At 66.8% G+C, this 22,155-nt stretch carries 16 protein-coding genes, 2 tRNA genes and 2 pseudogenes; 12 read left to right on the forward strand and 8 right to left on the reverse strand.

Translation table 11 applies throughout. The annotated features are described in order from the left end of the window. Window positions 1–634 (forward strand): annotated as a pseudogene (locus tag FVW27_RS07120) (MerR family transcriptional regulator); the annotation flags it as partial. A 227-nt stretch (window positions 635–861) separates the two neighbouring features. Continuing rightward, on the forward strand, window positions 862–2,874 hold the full coding sequence (locus FVW27_RS07125) for a sensor histidine kinase (protein WP_243838270.1): 2,013 nt from the start codon (window positions 862–864) through the stop codon (window positions 2,872–2,874). A 416-nt stretch (window positions 2,875–3,290) separates the two neighbouring features. On the opposite strand, the gene infA is transcribed toward FVW27_RS07125, so the two are convergent. Next, complete coding sequence (infA, locus tag FVW27_RS07130; protein WP_007525542.1) at window positions 3,291–3,509, reverse strand: translation initiation factor IF-1; 219 nt, start codon at window positions 3,507–3,509, stop codon at window positions 3,291–3,293. 365 nt (window positions 3,510–3,874) lie between these two features. Then, window positions 3,875–4,672 carry a prolipoprotein diacylglyceryl transferase gene (gene lgt, locus FVW27_RS07135; protein WP_167123917.1) on the reverse strand — a complete coding sequence of 266 codons (798 nt, stop codon included), beginning with the start codon at window positions 4,670–4,672 and terminating at the stop codon, window positions 3,875–3,877. Between the two features lie 395 nt (window positions 4,673–5,067). Here lgt and FVW27_RS07140 point away from each other — a divergent pair. The 6 genes from FVW27_RS07140 (at window position 5,068) to FVW27_RS07165 (ending at window position 12,150) form a co-directional block, all read left to right on the forward strand. Then, window positions 5,068–5,143 (forward strand) — tRNA-Ala (locus FVW27_RS07140). A gap of 67 nt (window positions 5,144–5,210) precedes the next feature. Further along, window positions 5,211–5,828 carry a LysE family translocator gene (locus FVW27_RS07145; protein WP_167123919.1) on the forward strand — a complete coding sequence of 206 codons (618 nt, stop codon included), beginning with the start codon at window positions 5,211–5,213 and terminating at the stop codon, window positions 5,826–5,828. 132 nt (window positions 5,829–5,960) lie between these two features. Continuing rightward, entirely contained in the window at window positions 5,961–6,560 is a 600-nt protein-coding gene (locus tag FVW27_RS07150) for a TetR/AcrR family transcriptional regulator (protein ID WP_167123921.1), read from the forward strand. A 231-nt stretch (window positions 6,561–6,791) separates the two neighbouring features. Then, entirely contained in the window at window positions 6,792–8,087 is a 1,296-nt protein-coding gene (locus FVW27_RS07155) for an MFS transporter (RefSeq protein ID WP_167123923.1), read from the forward strand. A gap of 307 nt (window positions 8,088–8,394) precedes the next feature. After that, window positions 8,395–9,621: a glycosyltransferase family 2 protein gene (locus FVW27_RS07160; RefSeq protein WP_167123925.1), complete on the forward strand. Its 1,227-nt coding sequence runs from the start codon at window positions 8,395–8,397 to the stop codon at window positions 9,619–9,621. 405 nt (window positions 9,622–10,026) lie between these two features. Then, window positions 10,027–12,150 (forward strand): methyl-accepting chemotaxis protein, encoded by a 2,124-nt coding sequence (locus FVW27_RS07165; RefSeq protein WP_167123927.1) that lies wholly within the window; start codon window positions 10,027–10,029, stop codon window positions 12,148–12,150. Between the two features lie 352 nt (window positions 12,151–12,502). Here FVW27_RS07165 and FVW27_RS07170 read toward each other — a convergent pair whose 3' ends face one another. Both FVW27_RS07170 and FVW27_RS07175 read right to left on the reverse strand, forming a co-directional pair. Continuing rightward, the gene (locus tag FVW27_RS07170; RefSeq protein WP_167123929.1) at window positions 12,503–14,158 is read right to left on the reverse strand and encodes an L-lactate permease; all 1,656 of its coding nucleotides are present in this window, start codon (window positions 14,156–14,158) and stop codon (window positions 12,503–12,505) included. A gap of 940 nt (window positions 14,159–15,098) precedes the next feature. Beyond that, window positions 15,099–15,175: transfer RNA gene (locus FVW27_RS07175), tRNA-Arg, on the reverse strand. A 488-nt stretch (window positions 15,176–15,663) separates the two neighbouring features. Here FVW27_RS07175 and FVW27_RS07180 point away from each other — a divergent pair. The 4 genes from FVW27_RS07180 to FVW27_RS07195 all read left to right on the forward strand — a co-directional run bounded on the left by FVW27_RS07180 (window position 15,664) and on the right by FVW27_RS07195 (window position 19,531). Beyond that, window positions 15,664–16,290 carry a UbiX family flavin prenyltransferase gene (locus FVW27_RS07180; protein ID WP_167123931.1) on the forward strand — a complete coding sequence of 209 codons (627 nt, stop codon included), beginning with the start codon at window positions 15,664–15,666 and terminating at the stop codon, window positions 16,288–16,290. 314 nt (window positions 16,291–16,604) lie between these two features. Next, window positions 16,605–17,333, forward strand: a complete 729-nt coding sequence (locus tag FVW27_RS07185) for a metal-dependent hydrolase (RefSeq protein WP_167123933.1) — start codon at window positions 16,605–16,607, stop codon at window positions 17,331–17,333. Between the two features lie 282 nt (window positions 17,334–17,615). Further along, window positions 17,616–17,933, forward strand: a complete 318-nt coding sequence (locus FVW27_RS07190; RefSeq protein WP_035067676.1) for a GIY-YIG nuclease family protein — start codon at window positions 17,616–17,618, stop codon at window positions 17,931–17,933. A gap of 2 nt (window positions 17,934–17,935) precedes the next feature. Beyond that, window positions 17,936–19,531: a DEAD/DEAH box helicase gene (locus tag FVW27_RS07195; RefSeq protein WP_167123935.1), complete on the forward strand. Its 1,596-nt coding sequence runs from the start codon at window positions 17,936–17,938 to the stop codon at window positions 19,529–19,531. Window positions 19,532–19,633: 102 nt separating this feature from the next. Here FVW27_RS07195 and FVW27_RS07200 read toward each other — a convergent pair whose 3' ends face one another. The 4 genes and pseudogenes from FVW27_RS07200 to FVW27_RS07210 all read right to left on the reverse strand — a co-directional run. Then, the gene (locus tag FVW27_RS07200) at window positions 19,634–20,182 is read right to left on the reverse strand and encodes a methylated-DNA--[protein]-cysteine S-methyltransferase (RefSeq protein ID WP_167123937.1); all 549 of its coding nucleotides are present in this window, start codon (window positions 20,180–20,182) and stop codon (window positions 19,634–19,636) included. 25 nt (window positions 20,183–20,207) lie between these two features. After that, entirely contained in the window at window positions 20,208–21,368 is a 1,161-nt protein-coding gene (locus tag FVW27_RS07205; protein ID WP_341806104.1) for a DNA-3-methyladenine glycosylase 2, read from the reverse strand. Between the two features lie 129 nt (window positions 21,369–21,497). Next, window positions 21,498–21,701: pseudogene (locus FVW27_RS21125) on the reverse strand (Ada metal-binding domain-containing protein); the annotation flags it as partial. Between the two features lie 97 nt (window positions 21,702–21,798). Continuing rightward, a partial coding sequence (locus FVW27_RS07210) for a LysE/ArgO family amino acid transporter (RefSeq protein WP_167123941.1) occupies window positions 21,799–22,155 on the reverse strand: 357 nt, incomplete at its 5' end.

Below are 22,155 nucleotides of genomic sequence, written 5' to 3' on the forward strand. Positions count from 1 at the left end.
GGGCGCCGTGGCGGGTTCCGAAGATGGCGATGCGGGACACGCCGCATCCGTGGCCGCGCCCCGCGCCGCGTCCGCCGCCCCCGCATTTCCGGCACCCACCACACCAGAGCCCCCCACCGCCGCCACATCCGGCGGCGATACCGCCAGCAGCGACGCCGAAGCTGCCGCCACATCCGCCCCCTCTGGCGGTCGGGTGGTGCCCTTCCCCGGCGGCATGGCCGCCCCTCCATCCAGCGTGCCCGATGCTCCGGAAGCAGCCTTTCCCGCACCGCAGGATCCGCCGCGCCACCTGCTGGCCCTGCCGCTGGTGGTGCAGTCGCCCCAGGGCGAATTCCTGGGCGTGGCCGGGCGGGCGCGGGGCCGGTTCTGCATCAACGACCTGAAGGCCATGCTGGCCTTCGCCTTCCAGCCGCCGGACCACTACGTCCTGCGCAGCGAACCGACCGAGGAAGGCGGATGGTGGCTGACCCTGGAACAGCCTCAGGCCGAAGCCCCGTACGATGTGGTGCTGCTGGTGGACGAATCGGTCACCCCGCGCGGCAACCAGGTGGCCGTGGTGCGCCGCTACGTGGCCAACGGCGTGGAAAGCCATCCCACGGAAATCTACGGCTTCCTGCGCGCGGTTCAGGGCTAGGCGGTACAAGGCCAGGCGGTGCGTGGTCGCCGCGTTTTCCGGTGAACACCCTGTTACGTCGTGCAACGCGCCGGAATAGCGCGTATGCATGAGGGCATGCGGTTCCGTGCGGGCCGCCCTCGGGTGGCATGCCCGCAGGGCGGGCCGCTCACATGCGCCGACACCCATTCGACGAATTGTAACATCCGTGTGACGGGCGCGACACCAACCGGCGCGAGACAAGGATGATGAAACAGTACTCCCTGCGCAAACGGCTCGTCGTGGGCACCTGGCTGCTGCTGATCGTGGCGCTGCTGCCGCCCTATCTCTATTTCGACAAGACCCTGCGCCGCGACGTGCTGCTGGAGGCCAAGGCCCGCGCCGCCGAAGACGTGGACACCACCTACTGGCTGCTGCGCGAGCACCCGCCCTTTGCCTCGTACCGGCACCTCAACGGCTGGGTCACGGAACTTTCGCGCCGCACCGGCACCCGCATCACCTACATCGTGGACGGCCACGTGCAGGCCGATTCCGACGTGCCCTTCGAGCGCCTGTCCACGCTGGAGGACCACGCCACCCGGCCCGAGGTGGTGGCGGCCCAGTCCGGCGCCCTGGGCACCGACGTGCGCTTCAGCGCCACCCTGGGCAAGGACCTGATCTATGCCGCCCGCAAGGTGGACGGCATCGCCGGGCTGGACCCCGGCACCCTGCGCCTGGCCCTGCCCCTGTCGGTGGTGCACGACCGGCTGGACCGCATGGAAAACGGGCTGGTGTGGGCCTTCCTGTTCTCGCTCATGGCCAGCGGCGCGTTGGGTCTGGTGGTCACGCGGCCCCTGCTGCGCGGCATGGAAACCATGGCCATGGCGGCCCAGGCCATCGGCCAGGGCGAATACGGGCGCCGCATCCGCGACATACCGGGCCGCGAACTGCGCCCCCTGGCCCACGCCATCAACGGCATGGCCCACAACATCGAACAGCACCTGCACCAGCTGAATGAACAGAAAGGGCGGCTGGAGGCAGTGTTCAACGGCATGCACGAAGGGGTCATGGTGCTGGACGCCGCAGGGCGCATCGAATCCATGAACCGTGCGCTTACCGCCATGTTCACGGGCATCGGCAACAAGCTGGGGGCCACCCCGCTGGAAGCCACCATGAAGCCGGAACTGCAACGCATGGTGGACGAAATGCTGGTTTCGCCCAACGCGCGCGGCACCAGCATGCAGACCGACCTGGGCGAGGGCCGCGCCTTCGAGATTTCGCTGGTGCCCTTCCGCGACGCCTCGGGCCAGCGCATGGTGCTGGTGTTCCACGACATCAGCGAGCGCGAAAAGCTGGAGCGCATCCGCCGCGACTTCGTGGCCAACGTCTCGCACGAGCTCAAGACCCCGCTCACCAGCATCAAGGGCTACGCAGAAACGCTGCTGGAAGCCCCGCCCTCGTCGCGTGACCAGATGGCCGCCTTCCTGCGCACCATCCTCAAGAACGCCAACCACATGACCAAGATGGTCAACAGCCTGCTGGTGCTGGCCCGCTCGGAGCACAAGGGCGACAAGGTGGCCCTGACCGGCGTGGACGCCGCGGAAGTGCTGCGTCAGACCGTGCGCGAGCTGGAACCGGTGGCCATGCGCAAGGACATCACGCTGGAAAACGGTGTGGGGGCAGGCCCGCTGGTGGTGCTGGCCGACCGCGACGGGCTGGTGGAGGTGTTCCGCAACCTGTTGGACAACGCCATCAAGTACAGCCCCCCGCAAACGCGGGTGAGCGTTTCCGCCACCGCCGCAGACGGCAGGGTAACCCTGTGCGTGAGCGACCAGGGGCCGGGCATTCCGGAAAAGAGCCGCGAACGCATCTTCGAGCGGTTCTACCGCCTGGACCGCGACGGCGACGGCACCAAGAACGGCAGCGCGGGCCTGGGCCTGGCCATCTGCCGCCGCATCGTCATGAGCCACGGCGGCGACATCTGGGTGGAAAGCCCGCTGGATGCCGCCACCCGCACCGGGGCCGCGTTCTTCGTGATGCTGTTCGCCCCCCGGGCAGAGGATGGGGGGCTGGACGAAAACGGCCACGGGCCGGATGGTGATGGACCGGGCGACGGGCTGGACACCGCCCCAGGCACCCCGGCGTTGCTGCACGCCAATGCGGCCACGGAAATGCGCGCCACCGCCGTACCGGGAGCGTCCACGGCCGCGCCCGATGCACACGGGCCAGACCCCGATGCCCCGGGGAACGGAGGGACGGACGGCCCGCCGCAACGAGTGTAATCGGCCGGATTCGTTCCGCCTGATGCGCAGGTGGCGCACGGACACCACCAGCGACAATTGCAACAGATACCTTCCCGGCAGGGCCGGGCCATACGGGGACGCCGCACGGCGTCCCCCTTGCGTTGGGGGCACGTGGAACGTGGCGGGCGCAGGCGGGGCAACGACGCACCGAGGCTGGGACGGTATAAAGGGGCGGGATGTCGCAACACGCGCCCAGCAGGGGCGGCGCACTGGCACGTTGGCGCGCCACCGGACGCAACAAGCCCGCCACTGTCGCGCGGGACGCGATAACGGCGGGCAAGGCGACGGGTCCGGATAACCGGGGAATGCCGGGGGGCGCACCTTCCGTCCCCAAGCGGCGCATGCCGCGTCAAGGGGGAAGGCCCAGGCCGCGAAGTTGCGGCGCGGGACGAAGGCTATTTCATGCGGTAGGTGATGCGGCCACGCGTCAGGTCGTACGGCGAAAGCTCTACTTTCACACGATCACCGGGCAGGATGCGGATGTAGAACTTGCGCATCTTGCCGGAAATGTGGGCCAGCACTTCGTGGCCATTCTCGAGCTCCACGCGGAACATCGCGTTGGGCAGGGCTTCCTGCACAACGCCGTCAACCTCGATGGCATCTTCCTTTGCCATGGTTCCTCCGTCTCGTTCTCTCGCACCCCGTGCGGGCGGGGCAAAACAACTGCACCGCCATTTCACATAATGCCTGTTTTGTCAACAAAACCGCAGTGCACAAGGGTTCGCGCCCCGTCTCAGGACCGCAAAACCGAACGATGCGTGCCGCCGTGGTCCGGCTGCTCACGCCGCGCCTGCCCGCGGCAGCGGGAGGAAACCAGAGGAGGCCGGGAAGACCGAAGGACATGGACCGACAGGAAGAAGGCCACGGCAGGCCAAACCCTGCGCGCGCCAGCAGCAGGGACGGACAGGCTGGCCACCAGGTGCTGGCGGTGCCGGGCGGCCCGCCCCGCGGTGCATCGGACACAGGAAGGTCGCCCCCGCTATCTGGCGGCAGGCCCTTCCGCAGCGCCGCGATTGCGCAGCAGCAGCCACAGCCCCACGCCGAACAGCGGCAGGCACAGCACCTGGCCCATGGTCAGCCAGCCGAAGGCCAGGTAGCCCAACTGCGGATCGGGCTCGCGCACGAATTCCACGACAAAGCGGAAGACCGCATACAGCACGCCGAACAGGCCGGACACCGCGCCCACCGGGCGCTTGCGCCCGGAAAACCACCATACGGCGGCAAACAGCACCACGCCTTCCAGCACGGCCTCGTACAGTTGCGAGGGGTGGCGGGGAAAGGGGCCGCCGTCGGGAAACACCATGGCCCACGGCAACGTGGTGGGCGCGCCCCACAGTTCGCCGTTGATGAAGTTGCCAATGCGGCCAAAGAACAATCCCGGCGGAATCAGCGGCGCCACGAAGTCCACCACGGACAGGAATTCGCGTCCGGCGCGCCGGGCGTACAGCCACACCGCGAACAACACCCCCAGCAACCCGCCGTGAAAGGACATGCCACCGTGCCAGATCTGGAAGATGGCGGCGGGCTGGCTGACGTAATAGGCCAGGTCGTAGAACAGGATGTAGCCCAGCCGCCCCCCCAGCACCACGCCGAAGATGGCCCAGGTGACCATGTCGTCCACCTGCTGCGGATGCCAGCCGCTGCCGGGCTGCGCGGCGCGGCGGCGCCCCAGCCACCAGCCGGAGACGAAGCCGAACAGGTACATCAGCCCGTACCAGCGGAACTGCAGCGGGCCGATGGAAACGGCCACGGGATCTATGCGGGGGTATGCGAGCATCGGGACTCCCGGTGATGCTTGGGTTGCAAAAAAGGGACACGGGCCGGGCACAGGGGGCCGTAGCGGCACTGCGTGGCGGGCTTGCGCCACAGGCCGCGCACGGGGCGCAGTATCCGAGGCTGTGGTACGACCAGCGCCCGCTTCCGTCAATGCCGGGGCTGGCGGGATGCGGAACCGTCATCGCACCGGCGGGAAACCGCCACTCGCCCGACAAAAGGTGTTCGCGCGGCAGTTTTCCGGTCGACCTGCTGCCGACCGGCAGCCACCCGGCAGCCGTCGAACCCTCCACGTGCCTCATGCGTTCCACGATTCCCCGGAATCCGACCAATCCGCACGAAGTGCGCACAACGCTGTTGACAACCCGAGGGGTTTCGGGCAAGAACCTACTTCCGCTTGGGGCTGTAGCTCAGTTGGGAGAGCGCTTGAATGGCATTCAAGAGGTCAGGAGTTCAATTCTCCTCAGCTCCACCAGAATTTCGCAGGGGTTATCCGAAAGGGTAACCCCTGCGCCTTTTTGCGTTTCACACGGGAGGGCAGCATGGCATTCGGCACCTGGTTCACCTATTTCCTGCTCATGACGGCCATCGCGTACACACCGGGGCCCATGACCATGTTCTCCATGTCCACCAGCGTGCGCAACGGCTTTGCCCGCACCGTGCCCGCCATCCTGGGCGGCTCGTGCGCCTACTGCGTGCAGATGGTGGTGGTGTATCTCGGGCTGGGGGCCATCGTGCAGGGCTCGGTGGTGGTGTTCAACTGCATCAAGTGGGTGGGGGTGGCCTATCTGGTGGTGCTGGCCCTGAAGAACTGGCGCGCCGTGCCCATGACCGGGGACGAAGGCGATGCACATCCCGCCCCGACGCCGCGCAGGCAATTCTGCCTGGGCTTCGCCACTGGCATGTCCAACCCCAAGTCCATCCTCGTGTTCACCGTGCTCTTTCCGCAGTTCATCGAACCCGCCCACTACACTGCGCACTTCTGCATTCTGGCAGGCAGCTTCTTTGTCATTCAGGGCAGCAGCGCGGTGTCGTACGCGCTGTTCGGGGCACGGGTGTTCCGCTGGCTGCGGCGCCGGTCGCTGGGGCACGTCCAGCACAAGGCCACGGCCGTCATCCTGTTCGGCGCGGCAGGCATGCTTGCGGCCAGCAGGCGGTAGGGCGACAGCAGGCATTCCCATGCCGCCCCCCCCCCCAGCTTGACGCGGAACGGCGCATCCTGCACACCCGGCATACCGGTCCTGACAATTCCGGCTCAACACGCAACACCCCCGGCCACCATTCCGAGCACCATGGACACACCCGCCCCAAAAAAACGCCCCCGTGGCCGCCCCCGCTGCGATGCCTCGCGCACGCAGATCCTGGAGGCCACCAACGCCCTGCTCGAAGAGGTCGGCTATGCCCGCCTGACCATGGAGGGCATTGCCGCGCGCGCCGGGGTCAGCAAGGCCACGCTGTACCGCTGGTGGCCGGGCAAGGGGGCCGTGGCCATGGAAGCGTTCATGGACGCCACCAAGCCGCGCATCGACTTTCCGCACACCGATTCCGCCGTGGCCGACGTGACCGCCCAGATGCACCTGCTGGCCGCTGCCTATCGCGGTGCCACCGGGCGGCTGGTGCGCGAACTCATCGGGCTTGGCCAGGGCGACCCGCAAACCCTGGCCGCCTTCGTGGAAAGCTACCTGCTGCCGCGCCGCGCCGCGGCCAAGGACACGCTGCGGCGCGGCATCGCCCAGGGCGAACTGCGCCCGGACATCGACCTCGACCTGCTGGTGGACGCGCTGTACGCGCCCATCTTCCATCGCCTGCTGCTCCAGCACGGCCCGCTGGACGATGCGTTCATCCGCGCCGTCGCCGCCACGGCGTTCGCTTCCGTGGTGCTGCCCCGGTAAGCCCCCCTGCCTCCGACCGATCCTGACTGGCCCCCGGCTGGTCCCGACTGGTCCGGCCTGGCCCAACGGCCATGACTGTCCACCCCGCCTCCGTTTCTCTCGTTTCCAGCCTGTCCCTCCGCCGCATGCCGCCCGGAGGTTTTTTTGCGTTCTTCCTCTTTCGCCACTTGACGCAGCCCCATTCTAATTTTAAATACGGCCCGTATCGTTTTATTAAAAGGAGCCCGCACCATGTCCCCCATCGTTTCCTCCATGCCTTCCCCTGCCTCGCCAAATCATCCCCAGGCCGCCACCGCGCCCCGCGCCGCCACCACCGAACCGGATGCCCAGCCGGACAGGATGTCCGGGCACGGACAAGGCCGCGAGATGAGCGGTGCGCTGGTGCTGCTCATGGCTGCCGCCGCGGGCCTGTGCGTGGCCAGCATCTACTACAACCAGCCCATGCTGGGCATTCTGGCCCGCGCCTTTCACGCCGGGCAGGGCGAGATATCGCTCATCCCCATCCTGACCCAGGCGGGCTACGCCGCCGGGCTGCTGCTGCTCACCCCCCTGGGTGACCGGCTGGAACGGCGCGGGCTCATCGTCTGGAGTGTGGCCGCCCTGGCCGTGGCGCTGGTGCTGTCCGGCTTCACGCAGGGGTTGTGGGCGCTGGCCGCCGCCAGCCTGGCCGTGGGCGCACTGGCCACCGTGGCCCAGCAGATCGTGCCCATGGCCGCGCAACTGGCCCCGGACAACCAGAAGGGCCGCGTGGTGGGGCTGGTCATGGCGGGGTTGCTGTCCGGCATCCTGCTGTCGCGCACGGTCAGTGGGCTGGTTTCGGAATACGCCAGCTGGCGTCTGCTGTTCTGGGCGGCGGGCGGCGTGTGCGCGGTGCTGGCGGCGGTACTGGCCGCGCGCCTGCCCATGGTCCGGCCCGCCACCACCATCAGCTACCCCCGGCTGCTGCTTTCGCTGCTGCAACTGTTTCGCACGCACGGTCTGCTGCGCCGTTCCGGCCTGGTGCAGGGGCTGCTGTTCGCGGGCTTCGTGTCGTTCTGGGCCAGCCTGGCCTTCTTTCTGGAGCAACCCCCGTTCCGCATGGGCAGTTCCGTGGCCGGGGCGCTGGGCGTCATCGGCATTGTCGGGGTCATGGCCGCGCCCCTGGCCGGACGGCTGGCCGACAAGTGGCGCGGGCAGGGCGGCAACCGACGCATCATCGTGCTGGGCGCTGCCGCCGTGGCCGCCTCGTTCGCGCTGTTCTGGGCGGGGCGTGCATCCATGGCCGCGCTGGTGGCGGGCATCATCCTGATGGACGCGGGGCTGCAGGCGTCCATGGTCGCCAACCAGGCGCGGGTCTATGCGCTGGACGCCGGGGCGCGCAGCCGCCTGAACACCGTGTACATGACCATGATGTTCGTCGGCGGCGCCCTGGGCACCGCCATTGGCGCGCAGGCTTTCGCGCACTTCGGCTGGGCCGGGGTGTGCGGCTTTGGCGCTGCCAGTTCGCTGCTGGGGTTCGCCTGCGAATACATCGGCGGCAGGGCGTAGGCGCCCCGGATTGCGGGAGAGAAGCGCACGGGGCAATCGGGGCGTGCCTCGGGGCACCGGGGGGGGACACCGGGGGCACCGGGCGTAGCGGGACACACCAGGGCGAGTCGTGCCCCATCGGGCCGGAACGATTCGGGACGTGGCAGGACGAAACGGGGTGAATCAAGGCGAAACGAAGACAAAACGGGGTGCGGCGGGGCAATTTCTCCACCACCGCTTGACGCCCCGCTCCCGCTTCCTGCACATCCGAAGCACGGCACCCGCCACGTCATCGGTGCCACACCCCCTGCCATCGGAGTCGGACAGCATGGGATGCAGCCACTACGCGGCCATTTGCGCCATCGTGAAGGACGAACACCTCGCACTGCCGGAATTCGTGGCCTATCACCACGCCATCGGCTTCGAAAAGTTCATCTTCTACGACAACGAAAGCGCCATCCCCGTGCGCGAGACCCTGAAGGAATACGTGGCGCGCGGCATCGTGGACGTGTACCGGGTGGTGGGCAAGAGCATGCAGATGCCCTGCTATACCCAGTGCGTTCAGGATTACCGTGACAAGGTGCGCTGGATCGCCTTCATCGACGCGGACGAATTCCTGATCCTCAAGCGCCACGCCGACGTGCGCCTGCTGCTGTTCGAGTACGAGGCCCACGCGGGCCTCGCCGTGCACTGGGTCACCCACGGCTCTTCCGGGCACCTGGGCAGGCCCGGCGGGCTCGTTCTGGACAACTACCCGGAATATTTCATCGACAATATGCCCGACAACCTGCACGTGAAAAGCATCGTGCAGCCCGCCCGCGCCGAGCGCGCACGCGACCCGCACCAGTTCCTCTTCTCGCCCGGCCACGGCTGCGTGGACGAGCACGGCAGCCCGGTAACCAGCGCCTTTGCCCCGTTCACGACGGACATCGTGCAGTTGAACCACTATGTGTTCAAGTCGCAGCAGGATTACGAGGCCAAGATGCGCCGTGGCCGCGCCGACAACCACGAATTCGGCGATCTGCGCAAGCTGGAGGGATTCTGGCGTCAGGCCACCCGCCCGACGGCCACGTGGCGCCCTCTGTCGCACCAGCGTTCGCTGCGGCTGCGCCGGGCCATGGATAGCGGGCAACCCTATCGGGATGATCCGCACATGGACGTGAACGCCGCCTGCGCGGACGAGGCGCAACTGTTCGCCACGGTGCAGGACCACCTGGCCCACGGGCGGCCCCACGCGGCCCTGCTGCATGCCGTGCTGTATCGCAACACCCACGGCTACTGCTGGAGCGCGGGCTGGCTGACCATGCTGGCCTGGCTGGCCCTGCGCCGCAAGGACATGGTCCTGGCCGAGGCCGACAGCCTGCTGCGGCATGAGCCTTCGGTTCGCTCGCACTACCAGCGCTTCTACGTGCTGGACAAACTGGGCGAACGCGAAAAGGCCCTGCACACGGGGCGATACATCCGCTTTGCCTGCGAAATCCTGAAGCAGACCGCCAGCCCGGAATACGCCGAACTGCGCAGGGTCGACGCCAAGCGCGGCCTGGGCATCTGGTAGGGCAGGGCGGTGCCCGCCTTTTCCCCGTGTTTGTCCCCGCCAGAACCCCCGCCAGACACGGCGTTTCCGCCCCTCTCCTTCCCGCTTGACTGTGCGCCCAGTTCATGAAATGGGGCGCTTCGCGCACCGTTGTCCTCAACTCATGCTCATGCTCCCGGCAGTCCTCCACTTGCCCAACGCACTCCCGCGCGCATTCACCCGACCGTCTGTCGGCGGTCGGAAATCCGTCACCCATCTCCGGCATGTCGCGGGGTATACTTCACGCACATCCGGCGCGTTCATACACTGATTGCCGGTTGCCCCCATTCCGGGGCTTGCCGTTCGCATCCCGCGCGGCACCGCCACCCCGCATACCCGTCCGGGCATACCGTGGCCCGCCGCGTGCGGCACACCCCAGGAGGCCCCATGCGCTCCATCAAGCTCACCCTGCTCGTGGGCCTTTGCCTTGCCGTCATCGTGCCCTTAGTGGCCATCTATTCCATCATCCACTCGCGTGTCAGCGACCAGGCCGTGGCCGCCTTTTCCACCGCCACCCGCAACGAGATCACCCAGGTGGACCGGGCCATGGGCTTTCTGCTGGACGACGCCCGCCGCAACGCGGCCATGATCGCCGCCAGCCCCCTGAACGAGCTGATCGACGAGCGCGTGACCAACTACCTCGGCCCCGACGAAAAGCCCCGCACCCCCGCACCCGACGATGCCTACGGGCAGCAGATGAGTCCGCTGTTGCAGTGGATCAAGACCTCTCACCCCAGCTACGACAGCGTGTACATAGGCACCCGCTGGGGCGGCAACGTGCTCAGCAACGTGCAGGGCACCCGCAAGAGCTACGACCCGCGCACCCGGGTGTGGTGGCAGGTGGCGCTGAAGGACACCAGCCAGCCGCAGGTCACCGCCGCGTACAAGGGCACCACCGGCGACGCCATGATCAGCGTGGCCAAGGCGTACGTGCGCGGCGGCGAGGCCGTGGCCGTGGCCGCCATAGACCTGACCCTGAACGAACTTTCCGATGCCATGGCCACCATCCGCCTGGGCAAGAGCGGCTACGTGCTGCTGGTGCAGGGCGACGGCACCGTCATCGCCAACCCGCGCGACAAGGCCATGAACTTCAAGAACATCGCCGACGCGGGCGACCCGGCCTTCAAGACCCTGTTCGACCACGGCTCCGGGTCGGCACAGGTCACCATCGGCGGCACCCCGTGCCTGGCCGAGGTGTTCACCTCGCCCAGGCTGGGCTGGCGGTTCATCGGGATCATCGACAGGGCCGAGGTGCTGGCAGGGGCCAACGACCTGCTGTTCCAGATCGGCATGGTCATGGCCGTATCCGTGGTGGTGATCCTGGCGGCGCTGGGGCTGTTCATGGACCGCCTGGTGGTACGCGGGCTGCTGCGGGTCACCGCGTTCCTGCAGGGCATTTCGCAGGGGGACTACGCGGCGCGCATCGGCCGTGCCCGGCGCGACGAAATCGGCCAGATCTACACCGCACTGGACGACATGGCCGCCACGCTGGAAGGCAACATCGCCGAAATCACCCGCAAGACCGAGGAAGCCGAACGCCGCGCCCGCGACGCGCAGGAGGCATCCGACCGGGCCGAGGCCGCCTGCGCCATGGCCGAAGTGGCCCAGCGCGAGGGCATGCAGGCCGCCGCACTGCGGCTGGAGGACGTGGTGGCCCACGTCACCGCCGCCTCTGCCGAAATCGCCCGCCAGACCGACGAAATCCGCCACGGGGCCGGGGTGCAGGGCCAGCGCATTGCCGAAACGGCCACCGCCATGGAAGAAATGAACGCCACCGTGCTGGAGGTGGCCCGCAACGCGGGCAAGGCCGCCACCGAAAGCTCCGCCGCCAGGGACAAGGCCGTGGACGGCGAACGCACCGTGCAGCGCTCCATGGAAGCCATGCGGGCCACCCGTGACCGCACCATGGGGCTGAAGGCCAACATGGACAACCTGGGTCGCCAGGCCGAGTCCATCGGAACCATCATGACCGTCATCGAGGACATCGCGGACCAGACCAACCTTCTGGCGCTGAACGCGGCCATCGAGGCGGCGCGCGCCGGTGAGGCCGGGCGCGGATTCGCCGTGGTGGCCGACGAGGTGCGCAAGCTGGCCGAAAAGACCATGGGCGCCACCAAGCAGGTGGGGGATTCCATCCGGGCCATCCAGGCCGAGGCACGCCAGAACATGCAGGCCGTGGAAGGCGCCGTGCAGGACATGGAGCAGGTGGTGGACCTGACCGGGGCCTCCGGCCGGGTGCTGGACGAGATCGTGCGCGAGGTGGAAACCTCCGCCGACCAGATCCGGGGCATCGCCACCGCCGCCGAGCAGCAGTCCGCCACCAGCGACGAGATCAACCGGTCCATCGACGAAATCAACCGCATCACGGCAGACACCGTCCACGGCGTGGCCCGCACGTCCGATGCGGTGCGCGAACTGTCGGAACAAATGGCCCTGATCGGGGGCATCATCCGGGAACTCAAGGGCGCGAAGCAAGAGACACGACCTGAAGGCCGGGAACGGACGGGCTAGAACTGGCGGGCGGCCCGCAGGCCGCTCATCTCCGCCTGACAGGCAACGCAACCACAACGGGCCGGTCCTTGAGGACCGGCCCGTTTGCGTTCGATACGTGCAGCCACCGCCACCTGCCCTGCACGCGCAACCGCGCGAACAGCCATTGCCCGCTGTCGGTCACCCGCTGCTGTCTGCAACGGCGAAATGCTTTCGACAGGGGCCTCCTGCTCCGCACCCTTCAGCAAAAAGGGACACCCCCCGGACCGAGGTCCGGAGGGTGCTTTTTTTCGCCCGGCGGGTGCACGCGGGGCGCGGGGCAGGCGGGAGCATTCATGCCCGCCCCGCGCTTTCGGACGAAAGTCCTGTCACGCTACGGCAGCATCCACTTCAGCGGGTAGGCCTGGAGCATGGTCAGCACGCAGATGAACGCGGTCATCGCCACCGAATGCCACAGGGTGAAGCGGAACAGCTGGCCTTCCTGGCCCACCATCTTGGTGGCCGCGGTGGCGACCGAGATGGACTGGGGCGAGATCATCTTGCCGGTGACGCCACCCGAAGAGTTGGCGGCAACGGCCAGGTGCGGATCCATGCCCACGCTGGTGGCCGTGGTGCGCTGCAGACCGCTGAAGAGCGCGTTGGACGAAGTGTCCGAACCGGTCAGGAACACGCCCAGCCAGCCGAGCAGCGGCGAGAAGAACGGGAACAGCCAGCCGGTCTTGGTGAAGGCGAGGCCCATGGTCGAGCTCATGCCGGAGTAGTTCATGATCTGGGCAAGGCCCAGGATCATGCCGATGGTCAGGATGGGGAAGCGCAGCTGATGCATGGTGCGGAACAGGCAGGCAATGGCCTGGCCGTAGCCGTACTTGGGCATCATGGGCACCGCGGCAAGGCCGGTGAACAGGATGGCGGTACCGGCGGCGGAGATGATGTTCAGCTTGTACATGGCGCCGTACGGAGCATTGGCGGCCACGATGGGCATGGTCTTTTCGATGGCGTTATGCAGGCCGGGCCAGGCAAAGCCCTTGGCGGCCAGCGGGGTGAAACCGGCGCCCAGGGCACCGTCGAGGTAGGGCTTGATTTCCGGCAGGCCCCAGAAGAACACCATGATGGCCAGGATGATGTAGGGCGTCCAGGCGCGGATGATTTCACCGAAGGAGTAAGGCGAGGGACCGGTGACGGACGAAGGGGTTTCGTCGGGGAAGTGCCAGGTGGTGGCGGGCTTCCACACGCGCAGCAGCAGCACGAGGCCGATGATGGTGATGATGGCCGACATGATGTCGGGCAGGGTCGGGCCGTGGAAGTTCGAGAAGGCGTACTGCGAACCGGCGAAGCACACGCCGGCCACGAGAACGGCGGGCAGCACTTCAAGCGAACGCTTGAAGCCGCACATGGTCACGCACAGCCACAGGGGCACGATGATCGACAGGAACGGCAACTGACGACCGACGATCTGGCTGATGTGCATGGTGTCGAGGCCGGACACCTGACCGGCGACGATGACCGGAATACCGATGGCGCCGAAGGCCACCGGGGCGGTGTTGGCGATAAGGCAGATACCCGCGGCGTACAGCGGGTTGAAGCCCAGGCCCACCAGCATGGCGGCGGTGATGGCCACGGGAGTGCCGAAGCCGGCGGTGCCTTCGATGAACGAACCGAACGCGAAGGCGATGAAGATGGCCTGCAGGCGGCGGTCGTCGGTAAGGCGAGCCAGCGAATCCTTGATGATTTCGAATTCGCCGGATTCAACGGTCATGTTGTAGATCCACACCGCCGTGATGACGATCCAGACGATGGGGAACAACCCGTACGCTGCACCGTACAGGGTTGCATTGACGGCCAGGCCGACGGGCATGCCCCACACCAGGATGGCGAGCAGCACGGCCGCGGTGGTGCCGAGGGCGGCGGCGAAGTGACCCTTCGCGCGGCGCACGGCCAGCATGTAGAAGAGGACGTACAGCGGCACGGCTGCGACCAGTGCCGACAAAAGGATGTTCGAGAGCGGATCGTAGTTCTGCACCCAGTTCATGAAACTCCTCCCTTACGGATTATGATGAGGGCCTGCACCGGCCCTAGCCCATGGGCTTGCTCTTGATGGTCGCATTAGCCCATGAAAAACACGACTTCAAGAAGGGAAGGCCAATCTTTTTTTTCAGACATGGCGTGTATTTTCAAGGAAAAATCATACCCATTCCGCAATATGGGACGCACACCAATTCACTGATCGTACAATCAACATCTTCATTGCATTTCACGCATTAGAAATACCATGGCAAGCACACTCATATACGTAAAATATAGTCGTCACATCATACCGTTATGCCTGAATACAACAATTCATGCGTGATTTTTTTCATACCTTGATCCATCATGCCGACTCTTGATAAAACGCTATGTACCGTTTTCACCCCGCTCATTTGCCTTCAAGTGCTTTTTCAAGGGTTACACCTTGTCGGCATGACGTTCCGCATGTGCAGCACGCAAGCCATCGCGCCTTCTTGTCACCGCAAAATCTGGCACGCTGCATGCCCCAGACATGTCCGGGCCCATAACGGACGACGGAGCGGGGCGGCGGCCCCCGGCGGCAAGACCTGCCACGGTCCGTTTGCCTTGTGCCGTGGCGGCTTGCGGGCGTGGCGCCGCGCGGGGGTGCGCACAGCCATGCATCACATGGTGTGCTTGCTCGCTATTTCATAGCGATGTGTTACATCAATGCAGGAATGTGCCCGGTCATTTGCGTCCGGAAAAACGGATAAATTTTTTTGGCGTGAGACGTTATTTTTTTGCGAAACTGACCCACAGAGTGGGCACAGGGGGACCACAGGAGGGGTACGGAGGGACCGCAGGAGGGGTACGGAGGGACCGCAGAGGGAATGTGCGGAGCAAAACGCGCGAGCGGGAAGACTGAACGGCAGGGCACGCAAAAGGGGCGTTTCCGCCGTGCTGCGAAAACGCCCCCAAGGGTCGCGTGGTGGGCAATACAGGATTCGAACCTGTGGCCTTTGGCTCCGGAGGCCAACGCTCTATCCATCTGAGCTAATTGCCCGCGAAACGGGACAACTATCGCTTGCCCACCGACACTGTCAAGACATATGTGGACCGGACGCGCGCAAGGCGCGGGCAGAAGACGAACCGTGCGGCCAGCATGCCTGCGGCGCGGCGACATGCCCTTGCCCAACCGCCCTGGCACCGACAGGACTGTCAGAGTCCGAATTGTCGCGTCCAACGCTCCCGACGGACGCGAATGGCCGCCGATGTGTGACGGTCTTGAAAAAAATCGTGTCGGACGGCCTTGCAGGCATGGCGCGTCGTGCACATTTTCGATAAAAACAACCCCACCCCACCTCCATCGCGTCGCCCCTCCCGCCCAGACCGCCGTCCGTCCGATCTTTACTCCCCGGCTGGTACGGCATCGGCCCGGTCCGCATCACAGGATGTCAGCGGACGCCGGGCACAGTCGGGCGCCGGTTGCCCGCGTGCCGCGCGGCAGCAACGCACAGACATCGTGGAGGCGGGCATGATTCCGGAGATTTCATGAAGCGCTTCGTGGTCGGCATATCCGGCGCCAGCGGCATGCCTCTGGCCGTCACCCTGCTGCGCGGGCTGCGTGATGCTGCGCGCACGCTGCCTGGCCAGCCTGAACTGGCTGGTCAATCCGATCTGTCAGACGGCTTGCAGGTGCATCTTGTGGTGTCCGACGCGGCCCGGCAGGTGCTGGCCCTGGAATCGGACCTGCGCGAGGAGGACCTGCTGGCCCTGGCCGACGTGGTCCACGACGCGCGCGACTTCGGCGCGCCGCCTTCCAGCGGATCGTGGCCGCACGACGGCATGGTGGTCTGCCCCTGCTCCATGAGCACGCTGGCCGCCATCGCCCACGGCACCGGCAGCAACCTGCTGCACCGCGCCGCCGACGTCACACTGAAGGAACGCCGCCCGCTGGTGCTGGTGGTGCGAGAAACGCCCGTAAGCCGGGTACACCTGCGCAACATGCTGGCCGCCGCCGAGGCGGGCGCGGTGATCATGCCGCCCTGTCCCGGCTTTTACGCCCGGCCCGCCAGCGTGCAGGACATCCTGGACCACCTTGCCGGGCGCATTCTGGACCAGATCGGCGTGGCCAACGCCCTTGCCGCCCGCTGGGGCGAGGCCGCCGACACGGAATAGCCGCGCCCACGGCGCACGCCACGGATGGCCGCCCGACATGAACGGACATGAACGGCACGCACAGGCACGAACAGGCATGAACCGGGCACGGGCCGCGCCCCGACCGCATGCCGCATGTGCATCAGGCATCCACGGCGTGCGGACCGCCCGCGCGGCACGAAACGGGAACGCCGGTTCCCCCGGTATTGCGTCGATACCGGAGGGAACCGGAGCAGCGCTCCCACGGCCGCATCGCCAACAGCCCCCGTTCGCGGATTGCACCGGGACAGGCCCGGCGACGCGGAAACCTTTTTGCGGAAAGGCAGGATCAGACCATGCAGTACAGCCTCACATGGCACGGCCACGCCAATTTCCAGATTTCCTGCGCCGGGGCCAACGTGCTCGTGGACCCTTTTTTCGAGGGCAACCCCTCCGCATCCACCCCGTGGAGCGACATCGCCCCGCCGGACCTTGTGCTGGTCACCCATGACCACGGCGACCACGTGGGGCAGGCAGTACAGATATGCAACACCACCGGCGCGCTGCTGGGGTGCATCGTGGGCACGGCCCAGCGCCTGCTGGAAGAGGGGCTGCGCCCCGGCCTGCTGCTGAATTCCATCGGCTTCAACATCGGCGGCACGGTGACGCACAAGGGTGTCAGCGTCACCATGACCCAGGCCTTCCACTCGTCGGAATCGGGCGCGCCCGTGGGGTACATCGTGACCATGCCGGGCGGATTCACCTTCTACCATGCCGGGGACACGGGCATCTTCGCGTCGATGGAGCTGTGGGGACGGCTGCATTCCATCGACCTTGCCATGCTGCCCATCGGCGGCACCTTCACCATGGACGCGCGACAGGCGGCCATGGCCAGCGCCATGCTGCGCACCCGCTCGGTGGTGCCCATGCACTGGGGCACCTTTCCGGTGCTGGAACAGAACACCGAGCGCTTTCGCGAGCAGTTGCGCAACCACGCCCCGGACTGTCGGCTGTTCGACATGAAGCCCGGCGACACCATCACCCTGGACATGGGGGAGGATGGTCGGGGCTGCGCCTGCTGTTAAGCACGCGGTCTTTTTTGCCGCAGGCGGGAAGCCCCGTCGGCGCGCAAAAAATCCTCGCGTGCGAGCGGATGCGGCGCGTATTTTGGAAAAGACCGGGCACCGGCCGCGCGCTCGCGGCAACGGGCCCGCATCATCAACACTGCAACAGGCCTTGCGCGCCACACGCCGGAATGCGGATTCCGGCCCACGGGCACAGGGCATCGCCTCCGGTTTCGCGTGCGGCTGGCATCGTGCGCGGGAGGTCCGGAGCGAACGGGGCGTGTGCCCCGATTCGGTACCTCCATGGAACACGCGGCGGTAACATACAAATGGGTTGTCTATCTTGTGCGCTGTGCCGACGGGACGCTGTACTGCGGCGTCACCACGGACATGGAACGGCGCCTTGGCGAACACAACCGGGGCAGGGGCGCGCGCTACACGCGCTCGCGCCGCCCGGTCACGCTGGTCGCCACCGCCCCGTTCCCTGACCGCAGCACCGCACAGAAGGCCGAGCATCACGTCAAACGGCTGCCCCCCGACAGGAAGCAGGAAGCACTGGCACGATACGCCAACGCACTTCCCGTCGCGGCGCCGCCGAGCGCCCCGCGCACGAAGGAATGAGAATGGAAACCTTACGCTTTGAAGAATTGTCCCTTTCCAAGGAAATCCTGAAGGCCATCGAAGAGATGGGCTTCGAAGAAGCCTCGCCCATCCAGGCACTGGCCATCCCCCACATCCTCGAAGGCCGCGACGTCATCGGCCAGGCCCAGACCGGCACCGGCAAGACGGCGGCCTTCGGCATCCCCCTGCTGGAGCGGGTGGACCCGCGCGAAAAGGACATCCAGGGCATCATCCTGTGCCCCACGCGCGAACTGGCCATCCAGGTGGCGGAAGAACTTACCCAGCTTGCCTCGCGCAAGCGCGGGCTGTACGTGCTGCCCGTGTACGGCGGGCAGCCCATCGACCGCCAGTTCAAGGCCCTGCGCCGCGGCGCGCAGGTGGTGGTGGGCACCCCCGGTCGCGTCATGGACCACATGGAGCGCGGCACCATCAACCTTTCCACCGTGCGCATGGCCGTGCTGGATGAAGCCGACGAAATGCTCGACATGGGCTTTCGCGACGACATCGAACACATCCTCGGCCAGGTGCCCAAGGAAGCGCAGACGGTGTTCTTCTCGGCCACCATGCCCCCGGCCATTCTGGACATGGCCCAGCGCTTCCTGAAGACGCCCGAATTCCTCAAGGTGACCCAGAAGCAGGTCACCGTGCCCAGCATCGAACAGATCTACTACGAGGTGCGGCCCTTCCAGAAGCTGGAGGCGCTGTGCCGGGTGCTGGACCTGTACAACCCCAAGCGCGCCATCGTGTTCTGCTCGACCAAGCGCGGCGTGGACGAACTGACCCAGCACCTGCAGGGGCGCGGCTATCAGGCCGACGGCCTGCACGGCAACCTCAACCAGTCGCAGCGCGACCGGGTGATGGCGCGCTTCCGCAGCAACGGCATCGAAATCCTGGTGGCCACCGACGTGGCCGCGCGCGGCATCGACGTGGACGACGTGGAAGCCGTGGTCAACTACGACATCCCCAACGCGGTCGAGCACTACGTGCACCGCATTGGCCGCACGGGCCGCGCCGGGCGTTCGGGCCGGGCGTTCACCTTCGTTTCCGGGCGCGACTTCTACAAGCTGCGCGACATCAAGAAGTTCACCAAGGCGCACATCGTGCAGCACCAGGTGCCCACGTCCAGCGACGTGGCCACGGTGAAGACCAACCAGTTGCTGGCCGAAGTGCGCCGCCACATCGAGGCGGGCGAACTGGAAAAGTACACCGACATCGTGGAATCGTTCCTGGACGAGGACGTGACCACCGTGGACATGGCCGCAGCGCTGCTCAAGCTGCTGATGCGCCGTGAACTGGGCGACGCCGTGCCCGGCGGTGAAAAGACCCCGGCAGGCACCGGCGCCGAGCCCGGCATGGTGCGCCTGTTCCTGAACGTGGGCCGCAAGATGCGCGTCACCGCGCGTGACATCGTGGGGGCCATCGCGGGCGAAACCGGCATCCCCGGCCGCATGATCGGCGCCATCGACATCCGCGACCGCGTGTCGTTCGTGGAAGTGCCCGCCGACTACGCGCAGGAAGTCATCTCGGTGATGAACGGCAACCAGATCCGGGGCTTCCGCCTTGGGGTGGAGCCGGCGACCCCGCGCGACCGGGAATAGGTGGCGCTGCCACAAGGACAATGAAAAGGGAGGGCACGGCAACGTGCCCTCCCTTCTGTTCATTATGGACGGGTGATACGATGATGCCCTTCGTGGGTGTTTCTAGAGCGCCGTCCCTTTCGTGGGGACATAAAACCGGGCCATGTCCGCGCCTTCCAGTTCGAGCAGGCGGATCTTCTTCTCCAGTCCCCCGGCATAGCCGGTCAGGCTGCCGTTGGCCCCCACCACCCGGTGGCAAGGAATGACGATGGAGATCGGATTATGCCCCACCGCCCCGCCCACCGCCTGACCGGACATGCTGGCCTTGCCCGTCCTGCCGGTCTGGGCGGCAACAATCCGGGCGATCTCGCCGTAGGTCGTGGTCGTGCCGTACGGAATCTCGCACAGCAGCGCCCATACCGCCCTGCGAAAGGAACTGCCGCGCGGCGCCAGCGGCAGCCTTGCAATGTCCGGCTTCCCGCCTGCGAAATACTCGTCCAGCCATTCCCGGACCACGGAAAACACGGACAGGTCGTCCTTGGGAACACGCTCTTCCGCAACGGTGCCGCCGAAGTACTTCTGCCCTTCCAGCCACAGTCCCACCAGGTTGTCGCCATCGCTCGCCACCAGGACGGGCCCGATGGGAGACGAATACCGCGTGGAATAGAACATGGCTGCTCCTTGCACGATGCGCCGGTTACAGGGAATTCCACAGGTTGATCGTGGCGTAGGCGCGCCAGGGACGCCAAGACTCCGCCAGGGCCAGTATCTGCTCCGGCGTCCGGGGGGCGAGGGCCTTCCTGACGCCATGGTCAGTGTGCGGAAAGGCGTCGGGCCACCCCATGGCCCGCATGGCGATGTAGTGCGCGGTCCACATGCCGATGCCCGGAACGGCCATCAGTGTTTCGATTCCGGTTTCCGGCAGCGCGCCGTGGCCGAAGTCGGCGTCCCCCGTCCCGAACAGCCTGGCCAGCGCGAGGATGGTGCGTGCCCGCGCGCCCGTGATGCCCAGCGGGCCGAGGTGGTCGCCGATGGCCCCGGCCCCCTGAAGGGCCATGATGGTTTCGGGCGCGGGAAAGACGTGGGTCAGCCCGGCGATGCCGGTTTCGACCGGAATGCCGTGGGCCTGCACCAGCCGGGCCGCCAGGGTTCCTGCGGCCTTGACCGTGATCTGCTGCCCGAGAACCGCGCGCACCGCCATTTCAAAGGCATCGAAGCAGCCGGGCAGCCGGATTCCGGGAACGCACAGGCCGGGCCGGATGTCGTTCATGGACGACAGGGTTTCGTAAATCGTCCCGGGGTCGCAATGCAGGTCGAACAAATGGCGCACGCGCGCCAGCACCCGTGACAGGACCGGCAGCAGGGCGGCATCCATGGTGACGGTCAACACCCGTTTCCCCGGCTGGTGCCCCACCCGTATCCAGCCGGACACCGCCGGTGGCGTCCCGGTGGCGAACCGCACGGTCCGGAGATATTCGCCATCCCGGACCAGCTCCACGCCCGGAATGGCGCGCGACGCGAGGAATTCCAGTATGGTTTGCCACTGGAAGGGCGGGCGGTACCCCAGGGCCAGGGTGACGCCCGTCCCCTGCCTCCCGTGCGTTGCCGCCTGCTTGCGCAGCGCGGTGGGGGCGAGGCGGTAGTGCTTCCTGAACAGCGCGTTGAAGCGCCGCAGGCTTCCGAAACCCGCGGCCATGGCCACGTCGATGATTGAAAGATCCGTGTCGGCCAGCAGGTTCCTGGCTAGCAGCAGTCTGCACGTTTGCAGGTACTGGACGGGCGTGACGTGGTATTCGGCCATGAACGCCCGGCGCAGATGACGGCCCGTGCAGCCCAGACGGCGGGCAAGTTCCTCCACGCCGTGTCCGCTCCCGCAGTTGTCCTCCAGCAATCTCGCCGCGCGCCGCGCAAGAGAGGCGGTCGCGTCCACCGGAACATTTTGGGACACATTCGGGGGCGCGGTCCCAGGGGCCAGTTCCGGGCGGCAGAGCAGGCATGGCCGAAAGCCCGCCTGCTCCGCGGCGGCGGCGGTTGCGTAAAACGTGCAGTTTTCAGCCCTTGGCAATTTGGCCCGGCACACGGGGCGGCAGTAAATGCCCGTGGACGTCACGCCGACAAAGAACCGGCCATCGAACCGTGGGTCTTTTGCCTTGAATGCGGCATACCAAGCGTTGTGCTGGTCATTGGGCACGGGTCCTCACCTCTTTTGGCGAAGCCTACCACCCTGCCTCCACATTTCCAGCCGTTTTCGGACATGGTTGTCCTGCCAGCGAAACATGCCCGCGTCCCTACCCCGCCCAGGCCTGCCGGGCCAGGGACAGGGCCACGCCCCACACCACCAGGCACACGCTGCCGTCCAGCACCCGCCAGGCCACGGGCTTGCGGAACAGCGGGGCCAGCACCCTGCCGCAGCCGCCAAGGGTAAAAAACCACAGGCACGAGGCCGTGGCCGCGCCCGCACCGAAGGAAAGGCGCTCCGGGGCCGGGTAGTGCCCGCTGATGCCGCCCAGCATGACCACGGTATCTAGGTACACGTGCGGGTTCAGCAGGGACACGGCCAGCGTGGCCCCCAGCGCCCGGCGCAGGCTGGTGCGCCCGCCGTCGCCCACTGCCCGGTCGGCTTCAAGGGTGCCGGGCCGCAGGGC

Origin of the sequence: Nitratidesulfovibrio liaohensis (assembly GCF_011682075.1) — a bacterium.
In the GTDB taxonomy this organism is placed as follows: Bacteria; Desulfobacterota; Desulfovibrionia; order Desulfovibrionales; family Desulfovibrionaceae; genus Cupidesulfovibrio; species Cupidesulfovibrio liaohensis.